The sequence below is a fragment of the Sphingopyxis sp. GW821-FHT02C12 genome (assembly GCF_059421785.1).
Map to the genome: position 1 here is coordinate 3037094 of NZ_JBWKVQ010000001.1, position 12186 is coordinate 3049279.

11 protein-coding genes are annotated in these 12186 nt (G+C 65.5%); 3 read left to right on the plus strand and 8 right to left on the minus strand.

Translation table 11 applies throughout. The annotated features are described in order from the left end of the window. Positions 1-68: 68 nt before the first annotated feature. Positions 69-797, plus strand: a complete 729-nt coding sequence (locus AC07U1_RS14460; protein WP_495176025.1) for a sulfotransferase-like domain-containing protein — start codon at positions 69-71, stop codon at positions 795-797. A 238-nt stretch (positions 798-1035) separates the two neighbouring features. Then, the gene (locus AC07U1_RS14465; RefSeq protein ID WP_495176024.1) at positions 1036-2370 is read left to right on the plus strand and encodes a Xaa-Pro dipeptidase; all 1335 of its coding nucleotides are present in this window, start codon (positions 1036-1038) and stop codon (positions 2368-2370) included. Between the two features lie 104 nt (positions 2371-2474). On the opposite strand, the gene AC07U1_RS14470 is transcribed toward AC07U1_RS14465, so the two are convergent. The 3 genes from AC07U1_RS14470 to AC07U1_RS14480 are packed head-to-tail and all read right to left on the minus strand — an operon-like array spanning position 2475 to position 5249. Continuing rightward, positions 2475-3257, minus strand: a complete 783-nt coding sequence (locus tag AC07U1_RS14470) for a tyrosine-protein phosphatase (RefSeq protein WP_495176023.1) — start codon at positions 3255-3257, stop codon at positions 2475-2477. A gap of 2 nt (positions 3258-3259) precedes the next feature. Further along, on the minus strand, positions 3260-4063 hold the full coding sequence (locus tag AC07U1_RS14475; RefSeq protein WP_056347641.1) for a crotonase/enoyl-CoA hydratase family protein: 804 nt from the start codon (positions 4061-4063) through the stop codon (positions 3260-3262). 55 nt (positions 4064-4118) lie between these two features. Continuing rightward, positions 4119-5249, minus strand: a complete 1131-nt coding sequence (locus AC07U1_RS14480; RefSeq protein ID WP_495176022.1) for a CaiB/BaiF CoA transferase family protein — start codon at positions 5247-5249, stop codon at positions 4119-4121. Between the two features lie 230 nt (positions 5250-5479). Here AC07U1_RS14480 and AC07U1_RS14485 point away from each other — a divergent pair, with 230 nt between their 5' ends. Next, positions 5480-6850, plus strand: a complete 1371-nt coding sequence (locus AC07U1_RS14485; protein WP_495176021.1) for an alkaline phosphatase PhoX — start codon at positions 5480-5482, stop codon at positions 6848-6850. 40 nt (positions 6851-6890) lie between these two features. On the opposite strand, the gene AC07U1_RS14490 is transcribed toward AC07U1_RS14485, so the two are convergent. From AC07U1_RS14490 to AC07U1_RS14510, 5 genes are all read right to left on the minus strand, one after another. Then, entirely contained in the window at positions 6891-8141 is a 1251-nt protein-coding gene (locus AC07U1_RS14490) for an acetyl-CoA C-acetyltransferase (RefSeq protein WP_495176020.1), read from the minus strand. A 35-nt stretch (positions 8142-8176) separates the two neighbouring features. After that, a complete protein-coding gene (locus AC07U1_RS14495; RefSeq protein WP_187139872.1) occupies positions 8177-8959 on the minus strand; it encodes an SDR family oxidoreductase in 783 nt (260 codons plus the stop codon). Between the two features lie 13 nt (positions 8960-8972). Further along, positions 8973-10178, minus strand: a complete 1206-nt coding sequence (locus AC07U1_RS14500; RefSeq protein WP_495176019.1) for an acyl-CoA dehydrogenase family protein — start codon at positions 10176-10178, stop codon at positions 8973-8975. Continuing rightward, positions 10175-11269, minus strand: coding sequence for an acyl-CoA dehydrogenase family protein (locus AC07U1_RS14505; RefSeq protein WP_495176018.1), 1095 nt, complete (start codon positions 11267-11269; stop codon positions 10175-10177). The genes AC07U1_RS14500 and AC07U1_RS14505 overlap by 4 nt, the downstream gene beginning before the upstream one ends. A gap of 79 nt (positions 11270-11348) precedes the next feature. Then, entirely contained in the window at positions 11349-12149 is an 801-nt protein-coding gene (locus tag AC07U1_RS14510) for an enoyl-CoA hydratase/isomerase family protein (RefSeq protein ID WP_492738386.1), read from the minus strand. Between the last annotated feature and the right edge of the window lie 37 nt (positions 12150-12186).

The window sequence follows — 12186 nt, forward strand, 5'->3', positions numbered from 1 at the left end:
TCGAGACACGTTGGCGCCAAGCGTGTCTCGACTTCGCTCGGCACAAACGGAGGAAGGGAAAGGCAGCAATGACCATCCGCATCGCCATGTGGTCGGGGCCGCGCAACCTGTCGACGGCGATGATGCGCAGCTTCGGCAGCCGGACCGATACCCATGTCAGCGACGAACCCTTTTATGGAGCGTACCTGCGGCACACTGGCGATCCGCAGCCGATGATGGACGAAGTGATGGCGTCGATGGACTGCGACTGGTTTGGCGTCGCGCGCAGCATGACCGGCCCGAACACCGCCGCGACGCAGATCTGGTACCAGAAACATATGGCGCACCATATGGTCGGCCCCATAAGGCATGACGACCTGCCGGGGCTGCGCCACGCCTTCCTGATCCGTGACCCGGCGCGCGTCGTCGCGAGCTATGCCGCGAAGCGCGTATCGGTACGCCCCGACCATCTCGGCACCGACAAGCAGGTCGAATTTTTCGACCGCGAGGCCGACCGGCTGGGCCATGCGCCGCCGGTGATCGACAGCGCAGACATCCTGCGCGACCCGCCCGCGATGCTCGCGAAATTATGCGCCGCGCTCGGCATCGAATGGGACCCGGCGATGCTGCACTGGCAGGCAGGGCTGCGCGACACCGACGGCATTTGGGCCTCGCATTGGTACGACGCGGTGATGTCGAGCACGGGTTTCGGGGTTCCGGACAAGCCGATCCCCGAACTGACGGCGGAAGCGCAGGCCGTCGCCGAGGCGTGCCGGCCGGATTATGATTATTTGGCGCGGTTCAAGATCGACCTCTGAGCAATTGATCCTCCCTGTCGCGCAGCGATGGGTAGGGGGACCGCCGCGAAGCGGTGGTGGAGGGGCGACGGCCTCGCACCGGCCTTTGACGGCGTCGGCCCCTCCGTCAGCGCTTCGCGCTGCCACCTCCCCATGGCCTTCGGCCACAAGGAGGACCGTTCATCCGTCATTTTCCGCTGTCCTAATTTCCCCGCCTTTGCCATCACCGTTGCGGGCAACAAAAACAGGCGGATCAGACATGCAATCCAGTGTGAAGTTCGGGACTTTTCTGCGGCGAATCGCTTTTGGCGGCACCGCGCTTCTGGCCGTCGCGGCGGCCCCTGCGCAGGCCCAGGACTCGACCGGCCAGACCGTCATCACCGCCGCGCGCTATGTCGATGTGCTGACCGGCAAGACGATCGACTATCCCGCGATCTTCGTCGGCGCCGATGGCCGCATCACCGGGGTTGCCGATGCGCGCACCGTGAAATGGGGCGCGAACGTCAAGCATATCGACCTCGGCGACAAGACGCTGCTGCCGGGCCTGATCGACATGCACGTCCACCTCGACGGCCCCGCTGATATCGGCGGATACAACGGGCTGGAATTCACCGACAGCTTCTGGGGCATGACCGCGGTCAAGAACGCCCACGACATGCTCGACGCCGGTTTCACCACCGTGCGCAATGTTGGCTCTAGCGACCGCAACGACATCGGGCTCAAGCAGGCGATCGAGGCCGGTTATGCGGTCGGGCCGCGCATCGTGCCCGCGGGTTATGCGCTCGGCGCCACCGGCGGCCATTGCGATTCGACCTTCTTCCCGCCGAGCTTCGAAAAGGAGGACGCGAAGAAGGAGGGGATCGGCGATACCCCCGACGAACTGCGCTATCAGGTTCGCCGCCAGCGCAAATATGGCGCCGAGGTCATCAAGGTCTGCGCCACCGGCGGCGTCTTTTCACGCAACACCGAACCCGGCCAGTTGCAGGTGTCCGAGGTCGAGCTGCGCGCCATCGCCGACGAGGCGCATCAATGGGGCCTGCGCGTCGCCGCGCATGCGCATGGCGCGGCGGGCATCCGCGCCGCGATCAACGCCGGGATCGACACGATCGAGCATGCCAGCCTGGTCGACGACGAAGGCATCCGCCTCGCCGTCGCGCGCAAGCAGCCCGTGTGGTTCTCGATGGATATCTATAACACCGAATATACCCAGGCCGAGGGTGCGAAGAACGGCGTGCTCGAGGATAATCTGCGCAAGGATCGCGAGATCGCGCAGGCGCAGCGCGACAATTTCCGCAAGGCGCACAAGGCCGGTGTCCGCATGGTCTTCGGCAGCGATGCGGGGGTGATGCCGCATGGTCAGGTCGGCAAGCAGTTCCGCGTCATGGTCGAATATGGGATGACCCCGATCGAGGCCATTCAGGCCGCAACGCGCAACGCCGCGCAGGCGCTGAACCGCGAAAAGGACGTCGGGGCGATCGCGGTCGGTCGCTACGCCGACATCATCGCGGTCGATGGCGATCCGCTGACCGACGTGCGCCAGCTCGAGGATGTCGATGCGGTGGTCAAGGGCGGCGTGCTGGTGAAGGGCGGCTGATCATCCCCGTGGCCCCCGCGAGGGCGGGGGCCACTATCGGCCTTTTCCGGCTTCGTTGAATATATCTCCAGCGGCCCCCGCCTTCGCGGGGGCGACGAGGGCGCTCAGTAAACCACCAGCTTGTCGACGATCGCGTCGCGCATCTCGGGGGTGAAGTTCAGCACCGTCTCGGCATAGGTCGGAATGTCGCCATGGTCGCGGCGCACCGTCGCCAATGCGGCCTCGAGAAAGATCGGATTGACCGACATCAAAGTGCGGATCGCGTCATCGGGGATGTCCGCATTGTAGCGCGCCCGGATGACATCGCCGCCCTGCGCGATCCGTTCCTCGATCTTGCCCGCACTGTTGGTGAGCAGATAATCGTGCATCAGATCGTCCTCATGCACCCCGAGCAGCCGGTGGACGATCGCCACCGCAAAGCCGGTGCGGTCCTTGCCCGCGACGCAGTGGACGAGGCTCGGCGCGTCATATTCGGCCAGCGCGGACAGGTAGAGCCGCAGCGTCGCGACCAGCACCGGGCGGTACGGCATGCCGGCATAGGTATCGATCATCCGCGCCCGCGCGGTGTCGTTGTCGATCGTGCCCTTGGCGGCTTGCAGATGCGGGGCGAGGCCGGCGGTGTTGCCGTCGGCGAACAGCACCCGCGCTGAAAAACCGTCGGACCTTTTGCACGGATGCGCGGCGCGTTCGTCGTCGCCGCGCAGGTCGACGATCGTCTCGATCCCCAGCGCATCGACCGTGCCGAGGTCGGCCGGGGTCGCATCCTGATGGTGCGCCGAGCGCCACAGCATTCCGCTGCGCAACTTGCCGCCGCCCTCGACGTCATAGCCGCCATAGTCGCGGAAATTGTGGATGCCGGACAGCGGCAGGACGCGCTCGGCGATCATGGTCAGTCTCCTGTAAAAACGGGGGGGCGTTTTTCGACGAAAGCGTTGATCGCCTCGCGGTTGTCGGCGGTTTCGTGGACGATCGCCTGATAGGCGGCGCTCAGCTCGAGGATATCGCTCATCCGGCTGTGCTGCGCCTCGCGGAGCAGCCGCTTGGTGAGCCGCAACGCGCGCGGCGGGTTGCACACGATGCGCTCGGCGATGGCGATCGCGCGGTCGAGCAGTTCCTCGTCGGGCACCACCTCGGTGACGAGGCCGTACTCCTTGGCCTGCGCCGCGTCGAAGCGGTCGCCGGTGAGGAATAGTTCGGCGGCGCGCGGATAGCCGAGGATCTTCTGGAGCAGCCACGCCCCGCCATCGCCGGGGACGATGCCGACCTTGATGAAGCTGCACGCGAATTTCGCGCTCTCGGCGGCGATGCGGATGTCGCAGGTGCAGGCGAGGTCGGCGCCGAGGCCGATGGCATGGCCGTTGACCGCCGCGATCATCGGCACTTCGCAGTCCATCAGCGCGCGGATGACCGCCTGCACGCCCTTGCGATAATTGGCGCGGGTGGAATCGGGCTGGTCGAGCACCCCGATGCCGGTGCGGTCCTGCATGCCCTTCAGGTTCCCACCGGCGCTGAACGCTTTGCCGCTGCCGGTCAGGATGATCGCGCTGACGCCGCGGTCGTCGCCGAGGGTGCGCAGCGTGTCGATGATGTCCTGGCAATCCTCGTGCGTGCCGATCGCATTCATGCTCTCGGGTTTGATCATCGTCAGGATCGCGATCTTGCCGCGCCGTTCGACACTCAGAAATTCGCCCATATTCTTCTCCTTATCGGCGACCGCAGGCTACGCCTCGCGGCCGCCGCGTGCAAGTTCAGCGCACCGCGCCGCCGCTGCGCAGCGCCGCGATTTTTTCGGCGTCATAGCCCAGCTTCGCGAGCACATCGTCACCGTCGCCGCCGACCGCGGGGGCGGCGCGCGGGGTGTCGTTGATTGTCGCCGAATAGCGCGGCGCCGGGGCGGGATGCGGGACGCCGGCGACGGTGACGAAGGTCTCGCGCTCGACATTGTGCGGGTGATGCGGCGCTTCGCTCAGCGACAGCACGGGGGCGAAGCAGACGTCGGTCATCTCCATCAGCTCGCACCACTCGTCGCGGGTCTTGGTGGCGAAGAGCGCGGCGACCTTTTCCTTCTTGGCGGGCCAATTTTCCTGGTCGTCCTGCACGTCGAAAGCGGGGTCGGCGTCGAGCCCGGTCTTGGCGCGCAGCAGCGCGTAAAATTGCGGCTCGATCGACCCGATCGAGATGAACTTGCCGTCGCTGCAGGTGTAGGTGTCGTAATAGGGGGCGCCGCCGTCGAGACGGTTGACGCCGGCCTCGTCCTTGAGCGCGCCCGCGGCGTGGAACCACCAACTCATGCCCGCGAGCAGCGCCGAACCGTCGGTCATCGCGCAGTCGATCACCTGGCCCTCGCCGGTCTTCGACGCATGGAGCAGCGCGCTCGACATGCCGAAGGCGAGCATCATGCCGCCGCCGCCGAAATCGCCGACATAATTGACCGGCGGCACCGGCTTGCCGCCGCGCACGCCGACGGTGTGGAGCACGCCCGACAGCGAGATATAGTTGATGTCATGGCCGGCAGCTTGCGCATATGGACCGAACTGGCCCCAGCCGGTCATGCGGCCATAGACGAGCTTCGGATTGTCCGCGAGCAGCACATCGGGGCCGAGGCCGAGCCGCTCCATCACTCCGGGGCGATAGCCCTCGATGATGCCGTCGGCGCTTTTGCACAGGTCACGCGCGGTCTGGACGGCTTCGGGGTTCTTCATGTCGAGCGAGATCGAGGTGCGGTTGCGCGACAGCGGATCGCGCGGGTCCATGAAGCCGCCCGGGCGGTCGATACGGATGACCTCGGCGCCGTGATCGGCGAGCATCATGCCGCAGAAGGGGCCGGGACCGATGCCGGCGAATTCGATGATACGGATACCCTGAAGCGGACCTGCCATGTCTTTTTCTCCCAATATGTCTCCTTGGCCATGCCGACGCAAAAGGGGCAGTGCAAGGGCGAAGGAACCCTTAGGAGGGAAAGGATTTCTTTGCTCCCAGGGCGTCGTGCGAGATGCGAACAGGGCGGCTGCGCCAAATGTTGCACTAATGTGCCAGCCAACTTCAAAATGTCGCCAAACTGTCAGGCTTCCGCAGCCCGCCTGTCACCTCACGCCCCTATCGCGCGGCCATGGAACGGGCATCCATCGCACTCGATCGCCGCGACTTCGCCAAGGGGCTGATGGCCACTGCCTTCGCCGGGCTCGCGCTGCACAGCCGCCATGTTTCCGCTGCGATGCCGGCCGAAGGGCAGGGCTTCGGGGCGCCGATCCCCGACCCGGCGCGGCTCCTCGATCTGCCACGCGGCTTTTCGTACAAGATCCTTTCGCAATATGGCCAGCTGATGAGCGACGGGCGGCAGGTGCCGAACAGCGCCGACGGCATGGGCTGCACTACCTTGCCCGACGGACGGCTGTGCCTGATGCGCAATCACGAGCTTGGCGCGGATGAGCTGAAGCATGGCGCGTGTCCGGTCGGCACCGTCGGCGATGCGGCGGCGTTCGACTGTTACCGCAGCGGCGGCGGCGAGGCGCTGCCTGGCGGTGTCTCGACGATCATCCTCGACCCCGCGACCCTCGCGGTCGAGGAGCAATATCTTTCGCTCGTCGGCACGATCTACAATTGCTCGGGCGGTATCACGCCGTGGGGTACCTGGCTCAGCTGCGAGGAAGATGTTTCGCGGGCCGGCGGGCTGCACAAGGAAGATCATGGCTGGGTGTTCGAAATGCCCGTCGCCCCGGGCGGGCTGGTCGCCGCCGAGCCGCTCAAGGCGATGGGGCGTTTCAACCATGAGGCCGCAGTCGTCGATCCCCGGAGCGGCGCGGTCTATATGACCGAGGACCGGCAAGACAGCCTCTTCTACCGCTTCCTGCCCGCTTTGCCGGGCGAGCTCCAAAAGGGCGGGCGATTGCAGGCGCTGGCGCTGATCGACCCGGCGCTGTCCGATACGCGCAACTGGACGCGGCCGGTGCTGGCGAGCGGCGGCTGGCACGACGCGCGCTGGATCGATCTCGACGAGGTCGAAAGCCCGAAGGATGATTTGCGCAAACGCGGTGCGCGTGCCGGTGCGACCGTGTTCGCTCGCGGCGAGGGTATCCATGGCGGCGACGGCGAGATCTATTTCACCTGCACCTCGGGTGGTCCGGCGCGGCGCGGGCAGATCATGCGTTATCGCCCGTCGCCGGCCGAAGGGACGGCGGCCGAGACGGCGCAGCCGGGGCAATTGCAATTGTTCGTCGAAACGACCGATCCCGCGCATTTCAGCTTCGGCGACAATCTGAGCGTTGCGCCGAATGGCGACCTGATGGTGTGCGAGGACCGGCGCGGCAGCCGCCCCGACAATTGGCTGCGTGGGGTGACGCCGGAGGGGAAGGTCTATCCCTTTGCGCGGGTGAGCGCGGCAACCAAGGTGTCGGGTGTGTGCTTCGCGCCCGACGGTAAGACGATGTTCCTGAACCTCTACAACCCCGCGCGGACGATCGCGGTGCGCGGGCCGTTCTGATCGAAGCCCCTCCCGCAAGGAGAGGGGCTTCGCTTCAGGATCAGATGCGTTCGATGATGATCGCCGGCGCCATGCCGCCTGCGGCGCACATGGTGACGAGGCCATAGCGGCCGCCCGAGCGTTCGAGTTCGTCGAGTGCGGTGCCGATCAGGATCGAGCCAGTGGCGCCGATCGGATGGCCGAGCGCCATCGCGCCGCCGTTGATGTTCACCTTTTCGCGGTCGAGTTTCAGGTCGCGGATGAACTTTTCGGCGACCACGGCGAAGGCTTCGTTGATTTCCCAGACGTCGATGTCGGCGACGGTCAGCCCGGCCTTTTCGAGCACCTTCTTCGCCGCCGGAACCGGGGCGTTGAGCATCAGCGTCGGATCGTCGCCCTGGTTGGCATAAGCGACGATGCGCGCGCGCGGCTTCAGGCCGTGCTTGTCGGCATAGTCCTTCGAGGTCAGGAGCAACGCTGCGGCGCCGTCGACGACACCCGACGAGTTGCCGGCGTGGTGGACGCCTTCCCATTCGAGGTCGGGATAGACGCGCTGGATCTGCTTGCCAAAGGTTACCCCGCCACCGAGATCGAAATCCTTGAGCGCGCCGAAGCTCGCCTTCAGGCCGGCAAGGCCTTCGGCGGTGGTTTCGGGACGCGGGAATTCCTCGCGGTCGAGCGCGACGCTTCCGTCCTCGTTATAGACGGGCACGACCGACTTGGCGAAGCGGTTTTCCTTGATCGCGCGGTCGGCGCGCTGCTGGCTGACGAGCGCGAGCGCGTCGACGGCTTCGCGGCTGATGCCTTCCTTCGCGGCGATCGCGTCGCCGCACACGCCCTGGTGCGACTGGGGGTGGATGGCGTCGAGTGCGGCGTTGCCCGACCCCATGCCGAGCGGCTTGAGGCCCGCATTGACTTCCTCGGCACCGATCTGCGCGGTGTAGCTCATCATTTCGGTGCCGCCGGCGATGACGCAATCTTCCATGCCCGACATCACGGTCGCCGCAGCGAAATTCACGCTGCTGATGCCGCCGCCGCAGAAGCGGTCGAGCGTCGTGCCCGAGGCCTTGGTGTCATAACCCGCGGCGAGCGCGGCCATGCGGCCAAGGTCGCCGCCCTGTTTGCCCTTCTGCGTCGAGGTCGACCAGATGATGTCGTCGACGGTTGCCGTGTCGAGGTTGTTGCGTTCCTTGATCGCCTTCAGCACCGTCGCGGCGAGATGCTGCGGGTGGAGGTGCGACAGCGCGCCCTTGCCGGGCTTGCCAATCCCGCGCGGGGTGCGGACGGCGTCGATGATATAGGCTTCGGACATTTTACAGGGTTCCTTCTTCGAGGGGAGTTTTCGGATTAACGCGGGGCCATTCTGATCGCGCCGTCCAACCGGACTGCCTGGCCGTTGAAATAGCTGTTGCGGAGCATCTCCATCGCCAGGCTGGCATATTCCTCGGCGTGGCCGAGGCGCTTGGGGAAGGGGACCGAGGCGCCGAGGCTGGCGAGTACCGGTTCGGGCAACCCCGCGACGAGCGGCGTCTTGAACACGCCGGGCATGATCGAATTGACGCGAATCCCAAGGTCCATCAGGTCGCGCGCCATCGGCAGCACAAGCCCGTTCACGCCCGCCTTCGCCGAGCCATAGATGACCTGGCCGATCTGCGCGTCCTGCGCCGCGACCGACGCGGTGAGGACGATCGCGCCGCGTTCGCCGTCTTCGAGTTCAGGCAAGGTCGCCATACCCTCGGCCGAGATCGAGGCGATGCGGTAGCTCGCGGTCAATATGCCGGCGACGCCAAAGGCATAATCCTCGGTCGGGGTGCGGCGGAAACTGCCGCTCGTCTTGTCGAAGGCAAGCGTCTTGCCGCGGCGCGAGGTCATCGCGCAATGGACGCAGATACGCTCCTGCCCGTGCGCGGCGCGCGCGGCGGCATAGCCGTCGAGTACCGATTGCTCGTCGGTGATGTCGACATGGACAAACAGGCCGCCGATCGATGCGGCGACTTCTTCGCCGAGCGCGTCGTTGATGTCGAAGATGGCGACCTTGACGCCCTGCGCCGCGAGCGCCTCTGCGGTCGCGCGGCCGAGGCCCGATGCGCCGCCGGTGACGACGGCTGCGGTGGTGGAATCGATCTTCATGCGCTGGCCCTCCTCAGGCCGGAATCTGGTTGAAGGCGACGCCCTTGTCGGGGCGATGGTCCTGCGGCAGGCCGAGGATCTTTTCGGCGATGGTGTTCAGCAAGGTCTCGTCCGAGCCGCCGGCGATGCGGCCGGTGGGGGCGTTGATCCAGCTCGACGTCCAATTCTCCTTTTGCGAGGCATGGTCGTCATAAGCGAAGCCGCCCGACCCCTGCAGGTCGATCGCGAGTTCGGAGAGCTTCTGGCGCGAACGCACCGCGACGAGCTTGTTGAGCGAGCCTTCGGGGCCGGGAACCATGCCCGCCTGCATCATCGCCATCGCGCGCGCCGTGATCGACTGCAGTCCGTTGCGCATCGCATAGTTGCGCGCGATCTGCTGACGGATGCGGCCATCCTCGATCGCGGGCTTGCCGTTGAGTTCGGTGTTTTTGGCAAGTTCGACGAACAGGTCGAGGTGCGGGCCGAAGCCGCCGCTGTCGGTCGCGACATAGCGCTCGATCATCAGCGTCGCGATCGCGACGGCAAAGCCGCCGCCGACCGGCGACATGCGATGATCGTCGGTGATCTTCACATCGTCGAAGAACACCTCGTTGACATGGCTGTCGCCGCCTACCAGCTTGATCGGGCGCACGGTGACGCCCGGAGCCTTCATGTCGACCCAGAAATAGGTGAGACCCTTGTGCTTGGGCACATTGGGGTCGGTGCGCACGACGATGACGCCATAGTCGCTATATTGCGCCCAGCTCGTCCAGATTTTCTGTCCGTTGATCTTCCAGCCGTTGCCATCGGCTTCCGCCTTGGTGCGCAGGCCTGCAAGGTCCGAGCCGCCCGAGGGTTCGGAGAAAAGCTGGCACCAGATTTCCTCACCCTTCAGCGCCTTCAGGACGCGGGTCTTCACGAATTCCTTGTCGCTGCCGAACTGCATCAGCACCGGGATCGGCATGCCGAGCGAGATGCCGAAATAGAAGCTCGGGAAGCCGTGCTTCATTTCCTCGCTGTCGAAGGTGACCTTTTCGAGATGGCCGAGGCCCTGGCCACCGAACTCGGTCGGCCAGTTGATGCCGGCATAGCCAGCGTCGAACTTGGCGCGCTGATATTTGCGGCCAACAGCGAGGTCTTCTTCGACTGACAGGCCCTTGCGAGCTTCCTTGCCATAGGCCGGAACCATCGATTCCAGCCAGGCCGCGGCCCTGGTCCGATAGGCGTCGAGATCGCTCATGCTGCTTCTCCGGTCATGCGGTCGACGAGGATATCCTCCCAGAACAGCAAATTGCCCTGTTCGATCGCGAGGCTACGCGCGCGGCGGGTGTGGAGGTGGAGTCCAAGCTCCCACGTCACGCCCATGCCGCCGTGAATCTGCACGCAGTCGCGCGATGCGGTATCATAGGCCTCGGTCGCCGAGATGCGCGCCGCGGCGGCGGCGGTGATGAAATCGGCCTGTCCCTCGCGCGACGCGGCATGGATGCAGTTGGCGCGCGCCAGTTCGACGAAGCCATAGAGCTCGGCGATGCGATGCTTGATCGACTGGAAGGCGCCGATGACCTGCCCGAAGGCGCGGCGTGTGACGGCATAGTCGCGTGCGATCTCCATCATCGCCTCAGCGCCGCCGGTCTGTTCGTGCGCAGTGATCACCGCCTGGAGCGCCAGGATATGCAGCGCCGCCTCGCGCGCTGTGCCCCCGACGACCAGTGTCTCGGCGGGCGTGCTGGCGAAAGTCAGGTCGGCGTAGAGGCGGCTGTTGTCGAAGCTGTCGATCGCGCTGCGCGCGACGTTCGCCAGGTCGGCCACCACGAGTACCGGCATGCCGGGGCCATTGGCATAGACGACCGCGATATCGGCAGCGAGCCCGCCAGCGACGCCGGTCGATGTCCCGTCGAGGCAGTTATCGGTGAGCGTTATGCTCGGCAGTACCGGCAGGGCGTTCGATCCCGAGGCGAAGGCGATCGCACCGATCGTCTCGCCGCTCGCGAGGCCGGGGAGATATTTCGCTTTCTGCTCGTCGCTACCGTAAAGCTCGATCGCCTTGGCGGCGCCGAAGCTGCCGGTGAGGAACGGCGCGCCGCTGAGGCTGCGGCCCGCCTGGTGCGCGATCAGCCCGAGTTCGACGAGGCCGAGATCGAGCCCCCCATAGGCTTCGGGCAGGGCTAGGGCGGTCCAGCCCTGTTCCTTCGCGGTGGTCCAGAAGCCGTCGTGAAATTTTCCGGTGGTTTCGAGCAGCGGCAGCAGCTCGTCCTTGTTTATCCGGGCTTCGAGCACGCGCCGCGACTCGGTCGCGATCGCCTGTTGCCCTTCGTCGTATAAAATCGACATGCGCGTTCGAGTCCTCACCCTATGTTTTGAGACCATGACCGGACGTTGACGTAAACGTCAAGTGGAATTGCCGCTACGTCTAGCGGACGGTGAATTTCTTGGCCTTGTCGGCCATCAGCGCGGCGCGGTCGACTTGCGGCACCCCGACCGGATTGCCGATCTGGCAATATTTCAGGCCCTGTTGCATCGCGACGCTGCGCGGCAGGTCGAGCGATTCCCAGATCGCCTTCACCGAACCCGCGGTCGCCGCGGGCGGCTTGGCGGCGATCGCGGTCGCCAGTTCCTGCGCGCGCGGCCACAGATCCTCGAGCGTCGTAATCTCGCTGACCAGCCCGATGCGCAGCGCGGTCCCCGCGCCGATCCGTTCATCATTGCCGAGCAGCACCATGCGCAGCACATCGTGAAGCGGCATATGATAGGTCATGCCGATCGGCTCGAGCGCGCTCGTCATCCCGTAAGTGACATGCGGGTCGAAGAAGGTCGCGTCCTCCGAACAGATGATGATGTCGCTCTCGTTGAGCCAGTAAAAGGCGCCGCCCGCCGCCATGCCGTGCACCGCGGCGATCACCGGCTTCCAGCATTTCATCGACTTGGGGCCAAGATAATTGCCCGGGTCCTCGCAGTGCCAGATGTTCGCAAGGTCAACGACGGTGCCGCCTTCCTTTTGCGATTCCTTGACGTCGACCCCGGTGCACCAGGCTTTGCCCGGCGCGGCGCGCAGCACGCAGCAATGGACGTCGTCGTTGCTGCCGATCCACTTCCACAGATGCTCGAATTCGTCCATCATCCGCTTGGTGAAGCTGTTCATCGCGTCGGGGCGGTTGATCGTGATCGTCGCGATATGGTCGGTGACGTCGACCAGGATGGTTTCATATTGCATGACGGTGCTTCCTCTCCCGGCCCGGTTATCGCTGAGC

What these genes read in the sequence shown, in the direction of transcription:
- AC07U1_RS14460 (WP_495176025.1), top strand. Translation starts at nt 69, where the DNA reads ATGACCATCCGCATCGCCATGTGGTCGGGGCCGCGCAACCTGTCGACG.
- AC07U1_RS14465 (WP_495176024.1), top strand. Translation starts at nt 1,036, where the DNA reads ATGCAATCCAGTGTGAAGTTCGGGACTTTTCTGCGGCGAATCGCTTTT.
- AC07U1_RS14470 (WP_495176023.1), bottom strand. Translation starts at nt 3,257, where the DNA reads ATGATCGCCGAGCGCGTCCTGCCGCTGTCCGGCATCCACAATTTCCGC.
- AC07U1_RS14475 (WP_056347641.1), bottom strand. Translation starts at nt 4,063, where the DNA reads ATGGGCGAATTTCTGAGTGTCGAACGGCGCGGCAAGATCGCGATCCTG.
- AC07U1_RS14480 (WP_495176022.1), bottom strand. Translation starts at nt 5,249, where the DNA reads ATGGCAGGTCCGCTTCAGGGTATCCGTATCATCGAATTCGCCGGCATC.
- AC07U1_RS14485 (WP_495176021.1), top strand. Translation starts at nt 5,480, where the DNA reads ATGGAACGGGCATCCATCGCACTCGATCGCCGCGACTTCGCCAAGGGG.
- AC07U1_RS14490 (WP_495176020.1), bottom strand. Translation starts at nt 8,141, where the DNA reads ATGTCCGAAGCCTATATCATCGACGCCGTCCGCACCCCGCGCGGGATT.
- AC07U1_RS14495 (WP_187139872.1), bottom strand. Translation starts at nt 8,959, where the DNA reads ATGAAGATCGATTCCACCACCGCAGCCGTCGTCACCGGCGGCGCATCG.
- AC07U1_RS14500 (WP_495176019.1), bottom strand. Translation starts at nt 10,178, where the DNA reads ATGAGCGATCTCGACGCCTATCGGACCAGGGCCGCGGCCTGGCTGGAA.
- AC07U1_RS14505 (WP_495176018.1), bottom strand. Translation starts at nt 11,269, where the DNA reads ATGTCGATTTTATACGACGAAGGGCAACAGGCGATCGCGACCGAGTCG.
- AC07U1_RS14510 (WP_492738386.1), bottom strand. Translation starts at nt 12,149, where the DNA reads ATGCAATATGAAACCATCCTGGTCGACGTCACCGACCATATCGCGACG.